This window comes from Dysgonomonas sp. Marseille-P4361, from assembly GCF_900343125.1.
Classification (GTDB): Bacteria; Bacteroidota; Bacteroidia; order Bacteroidales; family Dysgonomonadaceae; genus Dysgonomonas.
The window spans coordinates 93,913-113,514 of sequence record NZ_OPYL01000001.1 but is presented as its reverse complement, the minus strand read 5'-3'; the positions used below and the strand labels follow the sequence as shown (position 1 = coordinate 113,514).

Genomic DNA, 19,602 nt, shown 5'->3' with positions numbered 1-19,602 from the left:
TCGCTTTATTGATTTTTGTATCAAAGCGAAGGACGCAATGTGTTTTTATAGATCTTATTCGGATGAAGTTGAGAACTTAAATATAAAGTTCGATTTGTAGACATGAATATTAGCCCGATGGCTGAAGCATTAGTTTTATTTTCTCTAACCATTACTCGATGGGTTGATGATGTTGACTCTTAAAATAGTACCTTTGTAATCTGTTTGTTAAAAGTCATAGATAAATGTCAGAAAAGGATATAACAGTTATTGTAAAAAAATATAGAGAAGCAAAGGAGCAAGGAAGATCGCCCTACTTCGATGCTGATGAATTCTGTGATTTAGCAGACTATTTCGATTCGTTGGATGATCTTGATACAGCGAAAGAAATCATAGATGAGGGTTTAGCTATTCATCCTCACAACTTGCCTTTGGTGGTAAAGAAAGCGAAACTGGCTGTCTATGATGATGACTATGATAGAGCGTTAAGTCTGTTGGCTCCGATCACTGAGTATGACTTCGATTTGTATCTGTTGAAGATCGAATGTCATTTGCAATTAGGAGAGTATCCTGAGGCTTATTCGTTATCTAAAGAGCTTCTCGAAAAAGAAGATCAGGAATCTTTGGATAATTCGCTTGCTGAGTTAGGTTTCTTGCATGTGGAGGCTGATTGCCACAAAGAAGCAATAGCTTTTTTAGAAGAAAGCCTGAAGTACAATGCTGATAATATGGATGTTTTATCTGATTTAGCCTATTCCTACGAAATGGCAGGTAATTTTGATAAAGCAATTGAGACCACAAATAAAATTCTCGATATAGAGCCATATTCTTATGAAGCATGGATTAATCTGGGAAAATTGTATACCCTGCAAGAACAGTACGAAAATGCAATAGATGCTTTTGATTTTGCGCTGACAATTAACGAGTCTGACCCAATTATACTGAAACTGAAAGCTCATTGTATGTCTTTAGTGGGCAGAACTAACGAAGCAATTGAGATATTCAAGGAGTTGATTTGGGTAACTCCGGAGGACACAACAATCTTTTTCTTGTTGGCAGAATGCTATCAGACGTTGGAAATGTATGATGAAGCCTTATCTTATTTAGATAAATACAAAAGGATAGAAGGTGAAACAGAAGAATTCTTGGCAAAAGAGGCTTATCTCTATCTCCGAAAAGGAGATATTCGTAAGGCAGCGTCTATGACCGAAAGCGGATTGTTGGTAGATCCTTATTCTATCGATTTTAATATTATAGCCGGTGAAATAGCTTTTAAGGAGGGCGACTATGATAAATCGGAAGAGCATTTGCTAAATGCCTATTCCGAGAATAAAGATAATTTTCGCCTGATAGACCTCTTGGCTATAATTAGTATTAAAAAAGAAAACTATAGAGAAGCTGCAGCATATACAGAAGAGTTGTTGAGGTTAGATCCTCATAATCTGGAAGTAAAACAGCGTTTGGCTTTGTTGTATTTCGAGGTAGATGATAAAGAACGATATAATGAAATATTAGATCAGTTTTCGGATGAAGAATTACATGCCTTGTTCGAATTGATTTATATTCCCGAATCGCCTAGTTACTTTAATCGTGAAATGCTCGTTTCTTACTTAAATAAAGCAAGAGAAACACGCACCTTGTTTAAAAATTTAAAGTATTAATCAGTAGTAATATTAACAAAGCTACGTCAAACAAAAAAAGAGTATCTTTGTTATACTCTAAAAAAGAACTGAACGAATAGTTTACTCTCTTTTTTTAATTTATTTATAAAGAAACTCTTCAATATAAATCGACTAAAATGAATTATTTCAACTATAAAAGACGATTGTCGTCAGAGACCAGAATCGGAGATATTCCGCTAGGAGGTACGAATCCTATACGTATTCAGTCGATGACTAACACAAATACAAACGATACCGAAGCTAGTGCAGAGCAAGTAATCAGAATAGTTGAGGCAGGTGCGGACTATGTGCGCCTAACGGCTCAAGGTGTTCGCGAAGCTGAAAATCTTAGAAATATAAAAGAGGTGGTTCGTAGCAAAGGTTACAAAACTCCTCTGATTGCAGATATACACTTCAATCCTCGTGCAGCAGAAGCGGCAGCTCGTATTGTAGAGAAAGTGCGAATCAATCCGGGGAACTTTGTTGACCGTGTAAAAACTTTCGAAAATTTTGAATATACCGATGAGGAATATGCTCTGGAAATTGAAAAGATCAGAGCAAAGCTTATCCCATTGCTAAATATATGTAAAGAGCATAAAACAGCTATTCGTATAGGTGTAAATCATGGCTCTCTTTCGGATCGTATTATGAGCAGATATGGCGATACGCCGGAAGGGATGGTAGAATCTTGTATGGAGTTTTTGCGAATTTGTGTTGAGGAAGGTTTTTCCGATATCGTAATATCGATGAAAACTTCCAATACGGTTGTCATGTCTCAGGCTGTTCGTTTGCTCGTACAATGTATGGACAAAGAAGGCTTGAGTTTTCCTCTTCACCTGGGAGTGACAGAGGCTGGAGACGGTGAAGATGGTCGTATAAAATCGGCAGTAGGTATAGGTTCTCTTCTGGCTGATGGACTAGGAGATACAATTCGTGTTTCGTTGAGTGAAGATCCTGAGTATGAAATTCCGGTTGCACGAAAACTAGTTGCTTATATTAAAGAAAGAGAAAATCATCCGGAGATTGTAGCAGAAGCATATGCCGGATATTCTCCATTTGATACAAGTCGCAGAGAAACTTATGCGGTAGAAAACATTGGCGGCGAAAATCAACCGACTGTTATATCTGATCGTTCGAATGGAAATTTTGAACTGAACAGCCATTTCCTACCCGACTATATTTATGTAGGAAAAGAACTTCCTTTAGCTGCTCCAAGAGCGATTCCTTCTATTATAGATGTAGAAGGTTGGAAGAACGGTAAAAACACATATCCTTTATTTACTAGTGTAAATTATAAAGAAATAAAAGGAAATGCTGCTACAATAAAATTCTTAAGACTCTCTTATGCGGAATTGACAGAAGAGGTTCTTTCTTTGCTTAAAGAAGATACTACGATTGTGGTAATTCTTACTACTAGCCACGTGAATGGTGTAGGTGAGCAGCGTGCATTTATACATACCCTGATGAATAACAACTGTAAAACTCCGGTTGTGTTTAACCGTGGATACAAAGAAAATGAAACAGAAGATTTACAGATAAAAGCCGCAGCCGACTTTGGAACATTGTTTCTTGATGGTTTTGGTAATGGTATAATGCTTCAAAACGAAGGAAGTATAGCGTTGAAGAGTATTGACGCTTATATGTTTGGTATCTTGCAGGCATCGCGTGTGAGAACAAGCAAGACCGAATATATTTCTTGTCCTAGCTGCGGACGCACCTTGTTTGATCTTCAGACTACAGTCGCTTTGGTGAAAGAAGCTACTTCGCACTTGAAACACCTTAAGATTGGCGTGATGGGCTGTATTGTCAATGGTCCTGGAGAGATGGCCGATGCAGACTATGGATACGTAGGAGCCGAAAAGGGGAAGATTTCTTTGTATAAAAAGAAAAATCTGATAGAGAAGAATATTCCATCGGGCGAAGCTGTACAAAGGCTGGTTCAATTGATAAAAGATAATGGAGATTGGGTAGAGCCTGATAATAACTAGAAAGAGACGATATTTGATATAATGAAGCAGAGTACAGATAAAACTGTATTCTGCTTCTTTTTTTGAAACGAAAAATCTTATCTTTAACAGATGAGATCTCCTAATGGTAGGTTTTCGGAATAAAAGTAAACGATATGAGAGAAGAAAAAGACTTATTGTTGGCTGTGTTGATTGATGCCGACAATGTACCATATTCGAATATAAAAGGGATGTTGGATGAAATTGCCAAGTTTGGCAATCCAACGATCAAACGTATTTATGGAGACTGGACGAAGCCAACTGTTTCGGGCTGGAAAAAACCTTTGCTTGAACATGCTATAACACCTATTCAACAGTATAGTTATACCACAGGAAAAAATGCGACAGACTCAGCAATGATTATCGATGCCATGGATATTCTTCATGATGGAAAAGTGGGTGGGTTTTGTTTGGTTTCCAGCGATAGTGATTTTACGCGACTAGCCGTTCGCCTGCGAGAGTCAGGGATGTTTGTTATGGGGCTAGGGGAGAAGAAAACGCCCGAACCTTTTATCGTAGCTTGTGATAAGTTTATTTATATAGAAATATTGGAAGCAGAAGATGATAATTCACAAGAACAGGAAGTATCAACATCTGGGGAAAAGAAGAAAAACCCCAATATTGAGACCGTTAATAGAAAACTGATCCGTTTGTTGAAAGCTACTATTGAGGATGTTGCTGATGATGATGGATGGGCGTATCTTGGAGAGGTAGGAAATTTAATTATGAAAAAGCGTCCCGATTTTGATCCTCGTATCTATGGATTTCCTAAACTGACACCATTGATAAAGGCTCAAAAAAAGTTTTTTGAAATAGATGAACGAGATGTAGATAAGAAAGGACATGCTAAGTTAGTTTATGTAAGAGTAAAGGAATAAAAGTGTTTTTACTATATATTACCTTGTTCTTCTCTTTTGGTTTAAAGGGTTGTAGTGAAAGAGTAAATAAATTGTGTCATTTTAACATAAAGTGTTATAATACTGTAAATCTGTTTGGTGAGAGGGATGTCATTCCCTCTTTTTAGCTCATTTTTTGTATCTTAGTGATCTACACAGTTGTAATTCACTAAAATACTAACTAAAAAAGATGAGTAACCATTTAAAATTTTACACTTTACACAATTATCGTACTATCCCTCAAATATCTTCAGTCAGTGATGACTTAATCAGGGATGTAGAGATAGTCGGAAGAGTGCTTCCTTTCAAAACCAATAATTATGTTATAGATGAACTGATCGATTGGAGTAATGTAGAAAATGATCCTATTTTTACATTAAATTTCCCTCGCAAAGGAATGCTGGAGAAAAAGCATTACGGTACGATAGAGAAATTGATTGATAGAGATGCGAGCAAAGAAGAAATAGATGCGAAGGTTCAAGAAATACGCCTTACCTTAAATCCTAATCCTGCGGGACAAGAGCATAATGTCCCTTATCTGGGGGAAATCAAATTAAAAGGGATTCAGCATAAATATCCGGAGACTGTTCTGTTTTTCCCTAGTCAGGGTCAGACATGTCATGCTTATTGTACCTTCTGTTTTAGATGGCCTCAGTTCTCAGGTATGAACGAACTGAAATTTGCTATGAAAGAGACTGATTTGTTGCTCAAATATCTTCGTCTTCATACAGAAGTTACCGATATTCTCTTTACGGGAGGAGATCCTATGGTGATGAGCGCCGCTACTTTAGAAGCATATATCAGACCATTGCTTGCTCCGGAGTTTAGTCATATCCACTCTATTCGTATTGGTACAAAATCATTGGCATATTGGCCATATAGATATCTGACAGATAAAGATAGTGATGATATTATCCGCTTGTTTGAAGATGTAATGAAGGCAGGCAAAAACTTATCAATACAGGCTCACTTCAATCACCCGGTAGAATTGTCTACAAAAGCTGTAGAGCAAGCGATTGGTCGTATTCGTTCGACAGGTGCGCAGATTCGGGTGCAATCGCCGCTACTTCGTCATATAAATGATAAGCCGGAACTATGGGCCGAAAAATGGCGTAAGGAAGTCGATTTAGGGTGTATTCCTTATTATATGTTTATCGCACGCGATACCGGGGCGAAACACTATTTTGAACTCCCTTTGGATAAATGCTGGCAGATATTTCGTCGAGCATATAGCAAAGTGAGTGGTCTTTGTCGTACGGTTAGAGGGCCTAGTATGAGCGACGATGCGGGTAAAATACAAGTGTTGGGAGTGCAGGAAATACGAGGCGAGAAAGTCTATGTTCTTCGATTTATTCAAGGGCGTAATCCTAAATGGGTAGATGTTCCTTTCTTTGCCGAATATGATCCTAAAGCAACTTGGTTTAATCAACTGAAGCCTGCATTTGGAGAAGAAAAATTCTTCTTTGAAGAACAGAAGAGTAAACTGAAAGTAACAAAGCCATTCTTATTTGAGTAGAATAAAGCATTTTTTTAAATAAAAAAGGGTTATCTCCGAAGAGGTAACCCTTTTTAGGTATATAAACTAATTTTAATTTTCCTCCCGAAAATTATTTTTGAGCAAAGAATAATGAGCTTTCTACTGATTGACGGAAGTCAAGAACTCCATCATTGTTAAGTTGAACTTTCTTTTCTTCACCATTAGGAAGATGTACGATAGCATCGTTATTTTCTCCCATTGTGATTAATTTAGTCGTTGTTCCGTTTGCTACAGCACTCCAAGTGTTAGCATCTTTATCATACACAAGGTTAACTTGTTTTCCTTCTTCGTTAAGGATTTTATATCCATCCTCTAAAGTTTCTACAGTGAAAATTCCGTTTTCTCCTTGTACTTTCTTTACGATACCAGCTTGTACAGGGTTGTCTCCAGTCCAGAATTCGATAGAGTTAATAACTAAGATGTCTGCAAGCATACATATTTCGTACACAGGTACTATCCATAGTGCAAGGAATACTACTTCGTTAACAAATTTGCTATCAATAGTTTGGTTCCAGGCTAAAACCTTCTTCGAAAGATTGAATGAACCTATACATGAGCTGAATAACATTGTGCTGGCAAGAGCGATTGCTGCTACTGTGATAAATCTTTTTTTCATAAGTTTTCGTTTGTGACTGATTATACAATTTTTACAAAGATAAAATAAAATTGTAATTACAACTTTCTATCGCGATTTATTTTTGTTTCGAGGATGGTGGGTAATGATTTCTTCTCTCAGATAAGTCATATCCATATGTGTATATATTTCTGTTGTTGTAATTTTTTCGTGTCCGAGCATTAGCTGAATAGCACGTATGTTGGCTCCACCTTCTAGTAGGTGAGTAGCAAACGAATGACGGAAGGTATGAGGACTGATCGTTTTTTTTATCTGAGCCTTTTCTGTATATTCTTTTATAAAATGAAAAACCATGATGCGTGAGATTGCGGTTCCTCTATTGCTCAGGAAGAGTATATCTTCAGAGCCCTTCTTTGCTTTCTGTTGATTGCGGTAATATAAGTAGTTATTTATTTCTTGTATTGCCGTCTCTGAAATAGGAACAAGCCGTTGTTTGCTCCCTTTTCCTTCGACCTTGATAAAACCTTCATCCAAAAATAATCCTGAAAATTTGAGGGATGTCAGCTCTGATATTCTTAGTCCGCAACTATACAGCACTTCTATAATGGTCCTGTTTCGTTGTCCTTCTTTGGTTGATACGTCGATTTGGCTTAAGATACTTTTGATCTCCTCTAATGATAATACTGTAGGTAACTTCAAACCGATCTTCGGAGTTTCGAGCAATTCAGTAGGGTCAGTTTGAATATAGCCGTCTAAAATGAGAAAATTGTAGAATGATTTTATTCCCGATATAATGCGTGCAACCGAGCGAGGGTTTATTCCTAGGTCGTATAGCTGAGCAATGAACTGCTGTAAATGATCTAGAGTAACATTTTCTATGGTCAGCTGTTCTTTTTCCAGAAAGGTCGATAGTTTAGCCAGATCGGTCATGTATGCATCAATCGAATTCTCGGACAATGCCTTCTCTAAGAGTAAATAATTGTTATATTTATGAATGATATTGCTATCTTTTGCCATTTCGAATGTGGTATTATACGTACAAATATATATCTTTGTCAAGTGAGTTAAGTCAAATTATTAGCTTAATATTATTTAAGTTATGAAATTTATCAAGTCCATATTCAGGTATCTGACAACTAGGTATACGAAAATTCAGCTATTGATAATTCTGATAATTATCATGTTTAGCTTTTTTGTGACAGAGAGTAATATCTTTGCTCGCTTTAGTTATGATGCAAAGATAATAGAGCTGAACGGACAGATTGATCACTATCGTAACAAAACGATTGAAGATAAACAAAAGTTAGAAGAATTGCAGTCGGATAAAGATAGAATAGAGAAGTTTGCACGTGAAAACTATCTGATGAAAAAAGAAAACGAAGACGTTTTCATTCTAGAATAATTATACCCCTCAATGAAATTAAGTCCCGAAGTAAAAAATATTTTTTTTCAAATATCAGCAATCTTAATTTTGATTGCTGCAGTTGTCTTTAATTTCGAGCCAGCTATAGCTAAGTATATTATGGTAGCAGGAGTGGCAGGCTTTGGAGCAACTATATTTACGACTCCTTACCCTGGTAAAAGTTTAAGAGGAAAACGACTGTTCAATATTCAGGTGCTTGCCGTTATCCTGATGGCTGTGGCTACTTACCTGATGTTTGTTGATATGAACGGTTGGGTTGTCCTGCTTTTAATCTCAGCTTTGTTAACACTCTATTGTTCTGTAATGCTTCCTCGTATTTATAAAGAGGAGCAGGAAGAAGATAAAAGTTAATTCCCGTTCAAACTATGCAAACAAAGCTGCTTTATGTTCTTCTTTTGTCTTTGGTGTTTTGTTCTATACAAGCACAGGACCTGAATAAGATAGCAGAGGAAATTGAAGCTGAAGGAAAGTCTCTTTTCCGCCTCGAGTTGGCAGCGTGGTATGGTTCCGAAATTTTCAGGGAAAATTATAATGGAGAAAGGACGATTGGAGGTTATTTCTCATATATAGATGCAGATACACCCAAATGCTTGTTTTTTTCAAAAGACGAGAAACCTAAAGTAATAGGAGTAGTTTCTTTTGGCGATATTAAAATAGTAGAAACCGCTACAATTGATTTTAAAGTGCGTGACTTTAAGAAGGAAGAGAAAGCTTTATATACTATTAGGCAAAAAGCTTTGGAGGAAGTGCGCCAAGATACGTTGTTCAAAAATTACACAAACTCAAGTTTAAATCTTATTCCCGTAATAGAAAAAGACATTCGTCGGGTATATGCTCTGACCGCACCTAAAGTTTCAGGAGTGGTTCTTTTTGGGAATGATTATCTGTTGGAGTTTAATAAAGAAGAAGAGTTAGTTAATGTTCGGGAAATTCATAAAAGCTTGATCCCTGTCGATTTTGGGGAAGAAGGGGATTCCATAACTTTTCATAACCATGCCTCTGAAATAGAACCATTCATAACCCCTTCGGATATTTGTACTTTGTTGTTGTATGCTAAGTTTGCTGGATGGAAACGGCACTTCGTAGCTTCAAAAGAGTATGTAAGCATTTGGGATTGTGAGAAAGAGAGTTTACGAATTGTAACAAGAGAACAGTTTGATAATATGAAAGATGAGGAGTTGTAATAGCTTTTCGAGAATAGAGGCTATTGTATGTTGAAAGTTTTCTCTACCTTTGTCTTTGTTAAAATAGAATGCCATGTCAGAAAATCCATCATTCAAAGTTCGTTTTGGAATTATTGGTACAAATTTTATTACTGAGAAAATACTCAATGCTGCAAAGTTAGAGCCGCGCTTTGAGTTGACTGCGGTTTATTCTCGAACTCAAGAAAGAGCAGACTCTTTTGCTCAAAAATTTAATATCCCCTATACTTTTACGTCTTTAGAAGAAATGGCCGCAAGTCCATTGATTGATGCGGTATATATTGCGTCGCCAAATTCTTTGCATGCAGCGCAAAGTATTCTGTTTATGAATCAAGGTAAACATGTCTTGTGTGAAAAGCCTTTCGCTTCCAATGCAAGGGAGGTACATGCTATGATTGATGCAGCGAAGAAAAATAGTGTAACACTGATGGAGGCTATGAAGCCTACTCTGACTCCTAATTTTTTGACAATAAAAAAACATGTCGAAGAGTTTAGTGTTGTTCGCAGGTACTTTTCTTGTTATTGTCAATATTCATCGCGTTACGATAATCTGAAGAATGGAATTGTAGAAAATGCATTTAAATTAGAGCTGTCCAATGGCGCAGCGATGGATTTGGGTGTATATACTATATATCCTATGGTTGTGCTGTTTGGTCGTCCCCAAAAAATAGATGCCTCAGGTATTCTTCTCTCTACGGGTGTTGATGGACAAGGAGCTGTGAATTTTGAGTATGAAGGAATGAATGCAACAGTTCTTTATTCTAAAATTGCAGATTCTGCTTTGCCAACTGAAATTCAAGCAGAGGGGGTTACTTTGATGGCGGACAGAATCAATATAATAAACAAGGTAACGGTTCGTCAGAGAGGAGCTAATGTGGAAATGGATGTTAGTACACCTCATAATTCTGATGAGTATTATTTCGAGATAGAAGAATTTATATCTTTGATTCAAGAAGGAAAAAAGGAATCGGAAATAAATAGTCTTGAAAACTCTCTGATAACAATTGAAATTATAGATGAAATAAGACGACAACTTGGAGTTGTATATCCGGCAGATAGTATTGTTTAATCGATATTATTATGCAGAAAACTTGTCGATTCGTTATTTTTTCTAAAAAAGCATGTAAATGGTCAAAGAAGCATATCTTTCAGATGATTGTTATTTAGCTATTTTTGTTTAAATTTGTTGACTTAGAGTTTCTTTTTTTTACTTTTTAACGATAAACTATTATATATTACTTAAATTATCCTTAGCTTTATGAGCGCTTTAAAGAAGTATTGCTGCCATGGAAGATAAAATTGCTTTTTATTTTATTTTAACTTGTTGATTTCTAGTGGATTCTATGTCTATTGGGAGCTATTCTTTAGTATGGGTAAATGTGAAGTTGTAAAATGAACATCAAGATAAAAATTCACCAATAAATCTAAAAAAAAATTATTAACCAAAAAACAAAAAAAACTTATGGCGTCAGACATTTCTAGAAGAAAGTTTCTTTCGACAGGTGCTAAAGCTGCTATTGGATTAACGATTATCCCAAGTACAGTTTTAGGTAAAAACTTTGGACATGTTGCTCCAAGTGACAAGCTGAATATTGCAGCTGTTGGTATTGGAGGTATGGGACATGCTAACATTAAGCAAGTAGAAAAAACAGAAAACATCGTAGCTCTTTGTGATGTAGACTGGAAATATGCAAAAGGAGTATTCGATCGTTTCCCAAATGCAAAAAAATATTGGGATTATCGTAAGATGTATGAAGAAATGGGTAAAGATATCGATGCTGTTATTGTTGCTACAGCTGACCATACTCATGCTATCATCTCTGCAGATGCAATGACAATGGGTAAACATGTTTACTGTCAAAAACCATTGACTCACTCTGTTTACGAATCTCGTCTACTTACAAAATTAGCTGCAAAACACAAAGTGGCTACTTCTATGGGTAACCAAGGTTCTTCTGGTGAAGGAGTTAATCAAGTTTGCGAATGGATATGGAATGGTGAAATCGGTGAAATTACTAAAGTAGAAGCATTTACTGACCGTCCTATCTGGCCTCAAGGATTGAATGCACCAGAGAAAGTAGAGAAAGTTCCTAAAACATTAAATTGGGACTTGTTTACAGGACCTGCTAAAATGAATGCATATAACTCAATATATCACCCATGGAACTGGCGTGGTTGGTGGGATTATGGTACAGGTGCATTAGGTGATATGGCTTGCCACATCCTTCACCCTGTATTTAAAGGCTTGAAATTAGGTTATCCTACAAAAGTACAAGGTTCTTCTACTTTGTTGTTAGAAGCTTGTGCTCCTCAAGCTCAACATGTAAGATTGATTTTCCCAGCTCGCGAAAATATGCCTAAAGTTGCTATGCCAGAGGTAGAAGTGCATTGGTATGATGGTGGGTTGAAACCTGATTTCCCTGCTGGATGGCCAGAAGGTAAAAATATGAATGATTCGGGTGGTGCTGTGATATTCCACGGAACAAAAGATACTCTTATCTGTGGTTGTTACGGAGTTAACCCATGGTTGCTTTCAGGACGTAAACCAAATGCACCTAAAGTATGCCGTCGTGTAGAAACTTCTCACGAAATGGACTGGGTACGTGCTTGTAAAGAAAGCCCTGCAAACCGTGTAATGACTGCTTCTGACTTTAGTGAAGCTGGTCCATTCAACGAAATGGTTGTTATGGGAGTGCTAGCAGTGCGCCTACAGAATCTTAATAAAGAGCTTCTTTGGGATGGTGAAAATATGAAATTCACTAATATCGGAGCAAGTGAAGAAATTAAGATAATTCAAAAAGACAACTTTAGTATTGTTGATGGTGACCCTAAATTTGAAACAATTTGGTCAGATCCTTACAATGCTCAAGCATTTGCTGACGAATTGATCAAGCATAATTACAGAGCAGGATGGAAACTACCTGATATGCCAAGATAATTTTAGGAATTAATTACATATAAATAATATTTCAAATGAAAAAGTTAATTTATGGACTTAGTTGCTTGATCGCTACAGGGCTTGTTGCTTGTGGAGGTGGAGCTAAAACTTCTGATAATAAAGAAACAGCAGATTCAACTACAACTAAATCAGAATCAAAAGTGCCAGAATATAGAGTAGTAGATAAGCCTCAGGCAGACCTTTCAAAATTTGCTAAAGATAAAGATGGTTATATCGTAATCTTTGATGGTAAAACATTTGAAGGATGGAGAGGTTATGGAAAAGATCAAGTTCCTGGAAAATGGACAATCGATGCAGCTGAAAAAGCTATTAAATTTAATGGTGCTGGAGGCGGAGAAGCTCAAGACGGAGATGGTGGCGATATTATTTTCGCACACAAATTCAAAAACTTTGAGTTGGAAATGGAATGGAAAGTATCTAAAGGAGGTAACTCTGGTATTTTCTATTTAGCTCAAGAAATTGAAGCTAAAGATCCAAATACAGGAGAGTGGAGAATGGAACCTATCTATATTTCAGCTCCTGAGTGCCAAGTTTTGGATAATGAAAATCACCCTGATGCAAAAATGGGAGTAGATGGAAATAGAAAGTCTTCTTCTTTGTATGATATGATTCCTGCTAAACCTCAAAATGCTAAGCCTTTTGGAGAGTGGAATAAAATCAAAATCATGGTGTATAAAGGAACTGTTCTTCATACTCAAAATGATGAGAATGTAGTAGAATATCACTTGTGGACTCAACAATGGACTGATATGCTTCAAGCAAGCAAATTTAGTGCAGAAAAATGGCCTTTGGCGTTCGAATTGTTGAACAACTGTGGTGGTGCTAACAGAGAAGGTGTTATCGGTCTTCAAGATCATGGAGATGATGTTTGGTTCCGTAATATCCGCGTGAAAGTACTAGACTAATTAACTATTAAATAATTACGATGTCAAATCCATATAAGAACTAGTTTCTTTATGGATTTGACTTGTATATAAATCTATTCAATTATGAAAATAACTACATTCTTTGTTACAATGCTATTAGTGTTAGCGTCGTGTACGCCAACTACTAAAACAGAAACTGCAGCACCGGTAAAAAAAGATATCGCCTTGCAGTTATATTCTCTTAGAGATGACATCTCTAAAGATTATGCAGGAGTTATTAAAAAAGTAGGTGAAATGGGCTATACTGCGGTTGAGGCTGCAAACTACGCTGATGGTAAATTTTACGGAAGAACGCCGGAAGAATTTAAAGCAGATGTTGAAGCTGCAGGTATGAGAGTTCTTTCTTCTCATGTAGGAAAAGAACTTACAGAGGCAGAAGTAGCTTCGAAAAACTTTACAGAAGCTTTGAAATGGTGGGACGAATGTATTGCTGCGCACAAGGCTGCTGGAATGGAATACATTGTAACTCCATGGATGAATGTGCCTAAATCTCTTGCAGATCTACAAACATATTGTGAATACTACAATGAGATTGGTAAGAGATGTAAAGAAGCTGGTATGAAATATGGATATCATAACCATGCACACGAATTCCAAAAAGTGGAAGATAAAGTGATGCTGGAATATATGATAGAAAATACTAATCCGGAATATGTTTTCTTCGAACTTGATGTATATTGGGTAGTTAGAGGACAAGAGAGTCCTGTGGATTTCCTAAATAAATATCCAGGTCGCTTCTTATTGTTGCATATCAAAGACAACAAAGAGCTAGGTCAAAGTGGAATGGTTGGTTTTGATGCAATCTTCAAAAATACAGATGTTCCGGGAGTTGAAAACCTAGTAGTTGAAGTTGAAAAATACAACTTTGCTCCAGTTGAAAGTGTACAGAAAAGTTTAGATTATTTACTTGCTTGTCCATTAGTAAAGGAGTCATATAAAAAATAAATATTAAAAAGGTCTTGAGTATTCAAGACCTTTTTTTTCTTCTTATTAGATGTTCATTTAAATTATCTTAAGTAAAAAGATGTGGATTATCTTAGTATCTATTTTCGGAATAGGGATTAATGTAATATCTTTGACAGGTAAATGAACGCTTAAAATAACTGAACAACATGAATACACTATTATTTTTAGGAAATCTTGGTACCGGGGAGATTATTATTATCGCAATAATTGTATTATTACTTTTTGGAGGTCGTAAAATTCCAGAATTGATGAAAGGTCTTGGTAAGGGTATTAAAAACTTCAAAGAAGGCGTTAAAGGAATTGAAGACGACATAGAAGGAAAAGACGACGAAACTAAGAAAGATTGAGATAGGAAAATCTTATGGGGAATGTGAATGAAGAAATGACCTTTTGGGATCATTTAGAGGACTTAAGGTGGACCCTGATAAGGTCCATCATTGCGCTTTTTGTTTTCGCTATAGTAGGGTTTATTTTTATGCCCTATATTTACGATAGTATGATAATGGGGCCTACAAGGGCCGATTTCTTTTTGTATCAATATTTATGTAAGGTGACATCGGCTATACCTTTTATGCCCGATTTTTGTGACGATACATTTCATATAAAGATTATAAATTATAATCTAATGTCACAATTCTTTAGGCATATGACAACCTCGTTTTGGTTGGCTTTGATTTTGACGTTTCCCTACCTTATATTTGAAATCTGGAGATTTGTTAGGCCTGCGCTGTATGATTCTGAGAAGAAAAGTATTCGTTGGGTCTTTCTTTTTGGAACGATCATGTTTTTTATTGGTTGTTCGGTCGGGTACTCGTTGGTGTTCCCAATGACATTTAGGTTCCTTGCTACTTATCAGCTGAGTGAGATGATTGAGAATACGATCTCTCTCGATTCGTACATGGATACATTTTTAACTTTGATATTTATAATGGGGGTTGTATTTGAGTTGCCATTGATATCATGGTTACTTTCCCAATTAGGTATACTAAATAGGTCTTTCTTTAAGAAATTTAGACGTCATGCAATTGTAGGATTGTTAGTTTTGGCTGCCTTTATTACGCCTTCTAGTGATCCATTTACACTTTCGGTTGTCTTTATTCCACTATATCTTCTGTATGAGCTGAGTGCCTTCTTTGTGAAGCCTGCACCGATAGAAGAGGATGAAGAAGACGATGATAGTGAGCCTTTATCGGAAAATGAAGATAATTAAGCATACGCATTTTATATAAATATTAGAAGGGAGGTAACTATTGTTACTTCCCTTTTTTTGTGGATTATCTTTATTTCTTGGAGATTTTCCCTTTCTGTTTTGTACTTAAATGGAGACTTTTATTTTTGTTGAAATCTTGTTAATAACATGTTGAAATCTACCATCAATCAGTTGATAATTGTATGTTATATCATGTTGATAACTTCTTGGAGCTTTTGTTAATAACTTTTTTATTATTTTGGGTGGGGAGAAGTGGGGGAAAGTGTTTTTATTTTATAACTTTACGTCGATAATTGTATATTGTTAAAAAACAAAGTGTTAAAGATGCAATTTCTGGGGAATATAGAAGCTAAAATTGATGCGAAAGCAAGGGTTTTTGTGCCTGCTGCTTTTCGTAAGATTTTACAGCAATCAGCTCAGAGTGCATTGATATTTAGGAAGGATATTTTTCAAGAGTGCTTAGTTCTCTATCCTTTGCAGGTATGGGAAGACGAATTGGCTCGTTTGCGTTCCCGTCTGAATAGATGGGATAAGGAGCAACAAGCTTTATTCCGACAATTTGTTGTTGATGCAGAGCGTTTGGAAATTGATGCCAATGGGCGTATACTGATTCCAAGACGTTATTGTCATATGGTGGGTATTGAATCTGAAGTAGTGTTTCTTGGAGTAGATAATACGATAGAAATATGGGCGAAGGATTCATTGGAGAATACCTTGATTCCGGCAGAAGACTTTAGCGAACGTATACAGTTGTTGATGAATAATGATTTACAAAACGATTGATAATGGATAAAGTGTATCATGTGCCTGTTTTGCTTAAGGAAAGCGTAGACGGAATGGCTATTGCGTCAGATAGTATCTGTGTTGATGTTACCTTTGGGGGAGGAGGGCATTCCAGAGAAATATTATCACGTTTGGGTAAAAAAGGTCATCTCTACTCTTTCGATCAGGATGAAGATGCAATTAATAATATTCAAGAGGATGAGCGTTTTACTTTTGTAAGAAGTAATTTTCGCTATCTGAAGAGTTTTATGAAATATTATGGTGTAGAAGAGGTAGATGCAGTATTGGCTGATTTGGGAGTATCGTCTCATCACTTTGATGATGAAGGGCGAGGGTTCTCTTTTCGCTTCGAAGAAAGTGATCTGGATATGCGAATGAATCAGCAAGGATTGAAAACTGCTGCCAAAATATTAAACACATATACCGAAGAGCGACTTGCAGATGTGTTTTACCTATACGGAGAACTTCGTCAGTCAAGACGTATCGCAGCAGCAATAGTGCAGCAAAGAAAGAATTTGCCTTATAAAAAAGTAAAAGATCTTTTAGATACGCTAGCTCCGTTCGTTAAAGGGGAGAAAGAAAAGAAAGTTTTGGCTCAGGCATTTCAGGCTTTACGCATAGAGGTGAATGAAGAAATGGAGACGTTGAAAGAAATGTTAGAACAGTCTTTGGAGGTTTTGAAGCCCGGAGGACGTCTTTCGGTTATTACATATCATTCATTGGAAGATCGACTGGTTAAGAACTTCTTTAAGACAGGAAACTTTGAGGGGAAAGTCGAGAAAGACTTCTTTGGGAATTTTGAAACTCCTTTCCGTTTGATAAACAATAAAGTAATTGTTCCTTCTCGCGAAGAGGAAGAGGCTAATCCTCGTTCGAGGAGTGCAAAACTGCGAATAGTAGAAAAAAAATAAAAGGCATATAGTGATGAATGCAAAGGATGTAAAAAAGAAGATAATGTATATTCTCGGGGGGACAGTCTTTACAGAAGACTTCTTCTGGAAGAATGCCCGATTCTTTCTTACGGTCTTAGTCATTCTGCTTTTATACATAAGTAATAGATACTCGTGTATTGAAAAAAGAGCAAAAATAGAAAAAATGCAGTGGGAGTTGAAAGATGCAAAATTTGAATCTTTAACTATTGCAGCCGAATTGATGAGCGTTAGTCGCGAAGCAAAAGTGGAGGAATTGGTGAAAAAGAATGGTGTGGAAATTAGTCAGACATCAGAGCCAACTTATAAAATAAAGAAATAATAGAGCTGATAAAGTATGGCGGAGAAATCTGAAAGTAAAATGAAGAATGTGGCGGTCAGTCGTTATGGATGGCTTGTTCTTCTTTTGTCTTTCGTGTTTATAGCAGTCATTGTCAATATATTCAAAATAAAGTATGTAGAGGGAGCTGCCTGGAGAGAATTGGGACGAAAAGAAACTGTGAAAAAAGACAGGGAAGTCCGACCTAACAGGGGGAATATATATGCTGACGACGGACGTTTGCTGGCAACAAGCGAGCCTCTCTACGGTGTTTACATGGACTTCATGTCGGAGGGGATAAAGGAAGATACATTGATGAAATATGTAACGCCCCTTTCTCAGGCATTGGCGAAGAAGTTTCCTGATAGAAATGCTACACAATATAAAAAAGTAATTCTGGATGGATGGGCGCTCAGCCGAAGAGAATTAGCCGAGATTGCAAAAAATAAGGCAAATGGTTCAGATAAAAAAGTGCGTATTCGAAGTCGCTATGTGAGGATTGTTCGACCTGATATAAATTATGTAGAATTAAAAGAGCTTCGCACATTTCCGTTCTTTGATCAAAGAAGTAATCGTAGCGGATTGTTTACCGAAGAGAAAACGATGCGTAAAAAACCTTTTGGTCGTCTAGCAGGGCGAACTGTGGGGTCTATTTATAAAGATATCGATCAAGGTGGATCAAGTGGTATAGAATTAAAATACGATTCATTGTTGAAAGGAGTCCCAGGTCTTAAAACCCGTCAACGTATTCAAGGAAAATGGATAGATGTTATTCTTGAAGAACCGACCGATGGATATGATGTAAAGACAACGTTGAATGTCGATATTCAGGATTTGGCAGAGAAAGCTTTATATGATAAGCTTGTAGAGACAAAAGCAGAATCTGGTGTTGCCATCATTATGGAAGTAGAGACTGGTGAAATTAAGGCAATGACCAATCTCGACAGAGTATCGGAAGGTGTTTATGCAGAAGGAAAACCAAATGCATTCTCTTATATGTCCGAACCCGGATCTACATTCAAGACAGTATCGTTGATGGTTGCTCTCGAAGACGGAGTCGTTACACCTAACGATTCGGTATACGTTGGTAATGGTTTGTTCCAATACAAAGGAAGAGTTGTTCGAGATCACGACTGGAGAAAAGGGCAGAATAGAGGTTATGCTACGATTGCAAGAGGAATGTATTCTTCTTTAAATACGGTAATTGCTCAAATGATTTTGAAGGGTTATGAAAATGATCCGAAAAAATATGTACAACGCATTCATGATTTAGGTTTGACTAAAAAATTGGAATGGGATGTGCCTTTGGAGGGCCGAGAAGGAACTTCATATATCCGATTCCCGGATGATAAATATAATCCGTTTTCAAAGACGACACTTCCTTGGATGTCGTTCGGATACGAGACTCAGGTTCCACCTATATATATGCTCATGTTTTATAATGGCATAGCTAATAATGGAAAGATGATAAAACCTTTCTTGACAAAAGCTATAATGAAGGATGGAAAAATAGAGGAAGAGTTTGAAGCTGAAGTAGTGAATCCTATGCTTTCTTCTGAAAAGACTCTGCATGAAGTAAGGGAAATACTTAGAGGAGTAGTTACTGATGGGACTGGTAAAGCTGTGAATTCGGAGTTATTCCCTATTGCCGGTAAAACAGGAACAGCAATGATAGCAGCAAGAGGTGGATATGAGGGATATTTTGTCTCTTTCTGTGGCTATTTCCCTTCTGATAATCCGAAATATACATGTTTCGTAGGTATTCGCAGACCAGTAGGCTCTCCATCGGGAGGATTAATGCCGGGTGCAGTATTTAAAAGAATAGCAGAGGGAATTTACATGAGAAATCTTGTTGCTACACCGATTAAACCGGTGGCAGATACAATAAATTCTTTAATTCCTGTAGTGAAAAACGGTTCTCTGAAAAATACAGAAATAGTATTGGATGAACTGGATCAAGACTTCACCTTGGCAGGAGGAAAAGCGGACTGGATAAAAACAAGATTAGATACATTGTCTAATGCGATTGTTTTAGAAGCGAACAATGTATCTTCTGAAGGGTTAGTCCCTAATGTTATTGGTATGGGTGCCCGTGATGCAATATTCTTGTTAGAGAATCAGGGTCTGAAAGTTCGTCTTGTAGGTGCAGGTAAAGTGAGAAAACAATCTTTGACTGCGGGTAGCCGTTTGGTAAAAGGTTCGACGATAACAATAGAGTTAAATTAATAAATA

The 19,602-nt window shown here is 36.8% G+C and carries 19 protein-coding genes; 17 read left to right on the top strand and 2 right to left on the bottom strand.

Annotation, left to right across the window (positions count from 1 at the left end):
- Positions 1–224 precede the first annotated feature (224 nt).
- The 4 genes from DHU68_RS00460 to DHU68_RS00445 all read left to right on the top strand — a co-directional run bounded on the left by DHU68_RS00460 (position 225) and on the right by DHU68_RS00445 (position 6,058).
- Entirely contained in the window at positions 225–1,640 is a 1,416-nt protein-coding gene (locus tag DHU68_RS00460) for a tetratricopeptide repeat protein (protein ID WP_108821009.1), read from the top strand.
- A 137-nt stretch (positions 1,641–1,777) separates the two neighbouring features.
- A complete protein-coding gene (locus DHU68_RS00455) occupies positions 1,778–3,628 on the top strand; it encodes a 4-hydroxy-3-methylbut-2-en-1-yl diphosphate synthase (protein ID WP_108821008.1) in 1,851 nt (616 codons plus the stop codon).
- Between the two features lie 134 nt (positions 3,629–3,762).
- A complete protein-coding gene (locus DHU68_RS00450) occupies positions 3,763–4,524 on the top strand; it encodes an NYN domain-containing protein (RefSeq protein ID WP_108821007.1) in 762 nt (253 codons plus the stop codon).
- Between the two features lie 208 nt (positions 4,525–4,732).
- Entirely contained in the window at positions 4,733–6,058 is a 1,326-nt protein-coding gene (locus tag DHU68_RS00445) for a KamA family radical SAM protein (protein ID WP_108821006.1), read from the top strand.
- Between the two features lie 91 nt (positions 6,059–6,149).
- On the opposite strand, the gene DHU68_RS00440 is transcribed toward DHU68_RS00445, so the two are convergent.
- A complete protein-coding gene (locus tag DHU68_RS00440; RefSeq protein WP_108821005.1) occupies positions 6,150–6,695 on the bottom strand; it encodes a DUF3332 domain-containing protein in 546 nt (181 codons plus the stop codon).
- 66 nt (positions 6,696–6,761) lie between these two features.
- Complete coding sequence (xerD, locus tag DHU68_RS00435) at positions 6,762–7,670, bottom strand: site-specific tyrosine recombinase XerD (protein WP_108821004.1); 909 nt, start codon at positions 7,668–7,670, stop codon at positions 6,762–6,764.
- A gap of 82 nt (positions 7,671–7,752) precedes the next feature.
- Here xerD and DHU68_RS00430 point away from each other — a divergent pair, with 82 nt between their 5' ends.
- From DHU68_RS00430 to DHU68_RS00370, 13 genes are all read left to right on the top strand, one after another.
- The gene (locus DHU68_RS00430) at positions 7,753–8,055 is read left to right on the top strand and encodes a septum formation initiator family protein (protein WP_108821003.1); all 303 of its coding nucleotides are present in this window, start codon (positions 7,753–7,755) and stop codon (positions 8,053–8,055) included.
- Positions 8,056–8,067: 12 nt separating this feature from the next.
- A complete protein-coding gene (locus DHU68_RS00425; RefSeq protein ID WP_108821002.1) occupies positions 8,068–8,427 on the top strand; it encodes a hypothetical protein in 360 nt (119 codons plus the stop codon).
- A gap of 14 nt (positions 8,428–8,441) precedes the next feature.
- Positions 8,442–9,260: a hypothetical protein gene (locus DHU68_RS00420; RefSeq protein ID WP_108821001.1), complete on the top strand. Its 819-nt coding sequence runs from the start codon at positions 8,442–8,444 to the stop codon at positions 9,258–9,260.
- Between the two features lie 73 nt (positions 9,261–9,333).
- Positions 9,334–10,347: a Gfo/Idh/MocA family protein gene (locus DHU68_RS00415; protein WP_108821000.1), complete on the top strand. Its 1,014-nt coding sequence runs from the start codon at positions 9,334–9,336 to the stop codon at positions 10,345–10,347.
- 393 nt (positions 10,348–10,740) lie between these two features.
- Entirely contained in the window at positions 10,741–12,216 is a 1,476-nt protein-coding gene (locus DHU68_RS00410) for a Gfo/Idh/MocA family protein (RefSeq protein WP_108820999.1), read from the top strand.
- Positions 12,217–12,251: 35 nt separating this feature from the next.
- Positions 12,252–13,142 carry a DUF1080 domain-containing protein gene (locus DHU68_RS00405; protein WP_108820998.1) on the top strand — a complete coding sequence of 297 codons (891 nt, stop codon included), beginning with the start codon at positions 12,252–12,254 and terminating at the stop codon, positions 13,140–13,142.
- Positions 13,143–13,226: 84 nt separating this feature from the next.
- A complete protein-coding gene (locus tag DHU68_RS00400; protein ID WP_108820997.1) occupies positions 13,227–14,108 on the top strand; it encodes a sugar phosphate isomerase/epimerase in 882 nt (293 codons plus the stop codon).
- Between the two features lie 167 nt (positions 14,109–14,275).
- Positions 14,276–14,476 (top strand): twin-arginine translocase TatA/TatE family subunit, encoded by a 201-nt coding sequence (locus DHU68_RS00395; protein WP_108820996.1) that lies wholly within the window; start codon positions 14,276–14,278, stop codon positions 14,474–14,476.
- 14 nt (positions 14,477–14,490) lie between these two features.
- On the top strand, positions 14,491–15,339 hold the full coding sequence (tatC, locus tag DHU68_RS00390; protein ID WP_108820995.1) for a twin-arginine translocase subunit TatC: 849 nt from the start codon (positions 14,491–14,493) through the stop codon (positions 15,337–15,339).
- A 324-nt stretch (positions 15,340–15,663) separates the two neighbouring features.
- Entirely contained in the window at positions 15,664–16,122 is a 459-nt protein-coding gene (locus DHU68_RS00385) for a division/cell wall cluster transcriptional repressor MraZ (protein WP_108821610.1), read from the top strand.
- 2 nt (positions 16,123–16,124) lie between these two features.
- Positions 16,125–17,033: a 16S rRNA (cytosine(1402)-N(4))-methyltransferase RsmH gene (rsmH, locus tag DHU68_RS00380; RefSeq protein WP_108820994.1), complete on the top strand. Its 909-nt coding sequence runs from the start codon at positions 16,125–16,127 to the stop codon at positions 17,031–17,033.
- Positions 17,034–17,046: 13 nt separating this feature from the next.
- On the top strand, positions 17,047–17,373 hold the full coding sequence (locus DHU68_RS00375; protein ID WP_108820993.1) for an FtsL-like putative cell division protein: 327 nt from the start codon (positions 17,047–17,049) through the stop codon (positions 17,371–17,373).
- A 15-nt stretch (positions 17,374–17,388) separates the two neighbouring features.
- Positions 17,389–19,596: a penicillin-binding protein gene (locus DHU68_RS00370; protein WP_108820992.1), complete on the top strand. Its 2,208-nt coding sequence runs from the start codon at positions 17,389–17,391 to the stop codon at positions 19,594–19,596.
- Positions 19,597–19,602 lie beyond the last annotated feature (6 nt).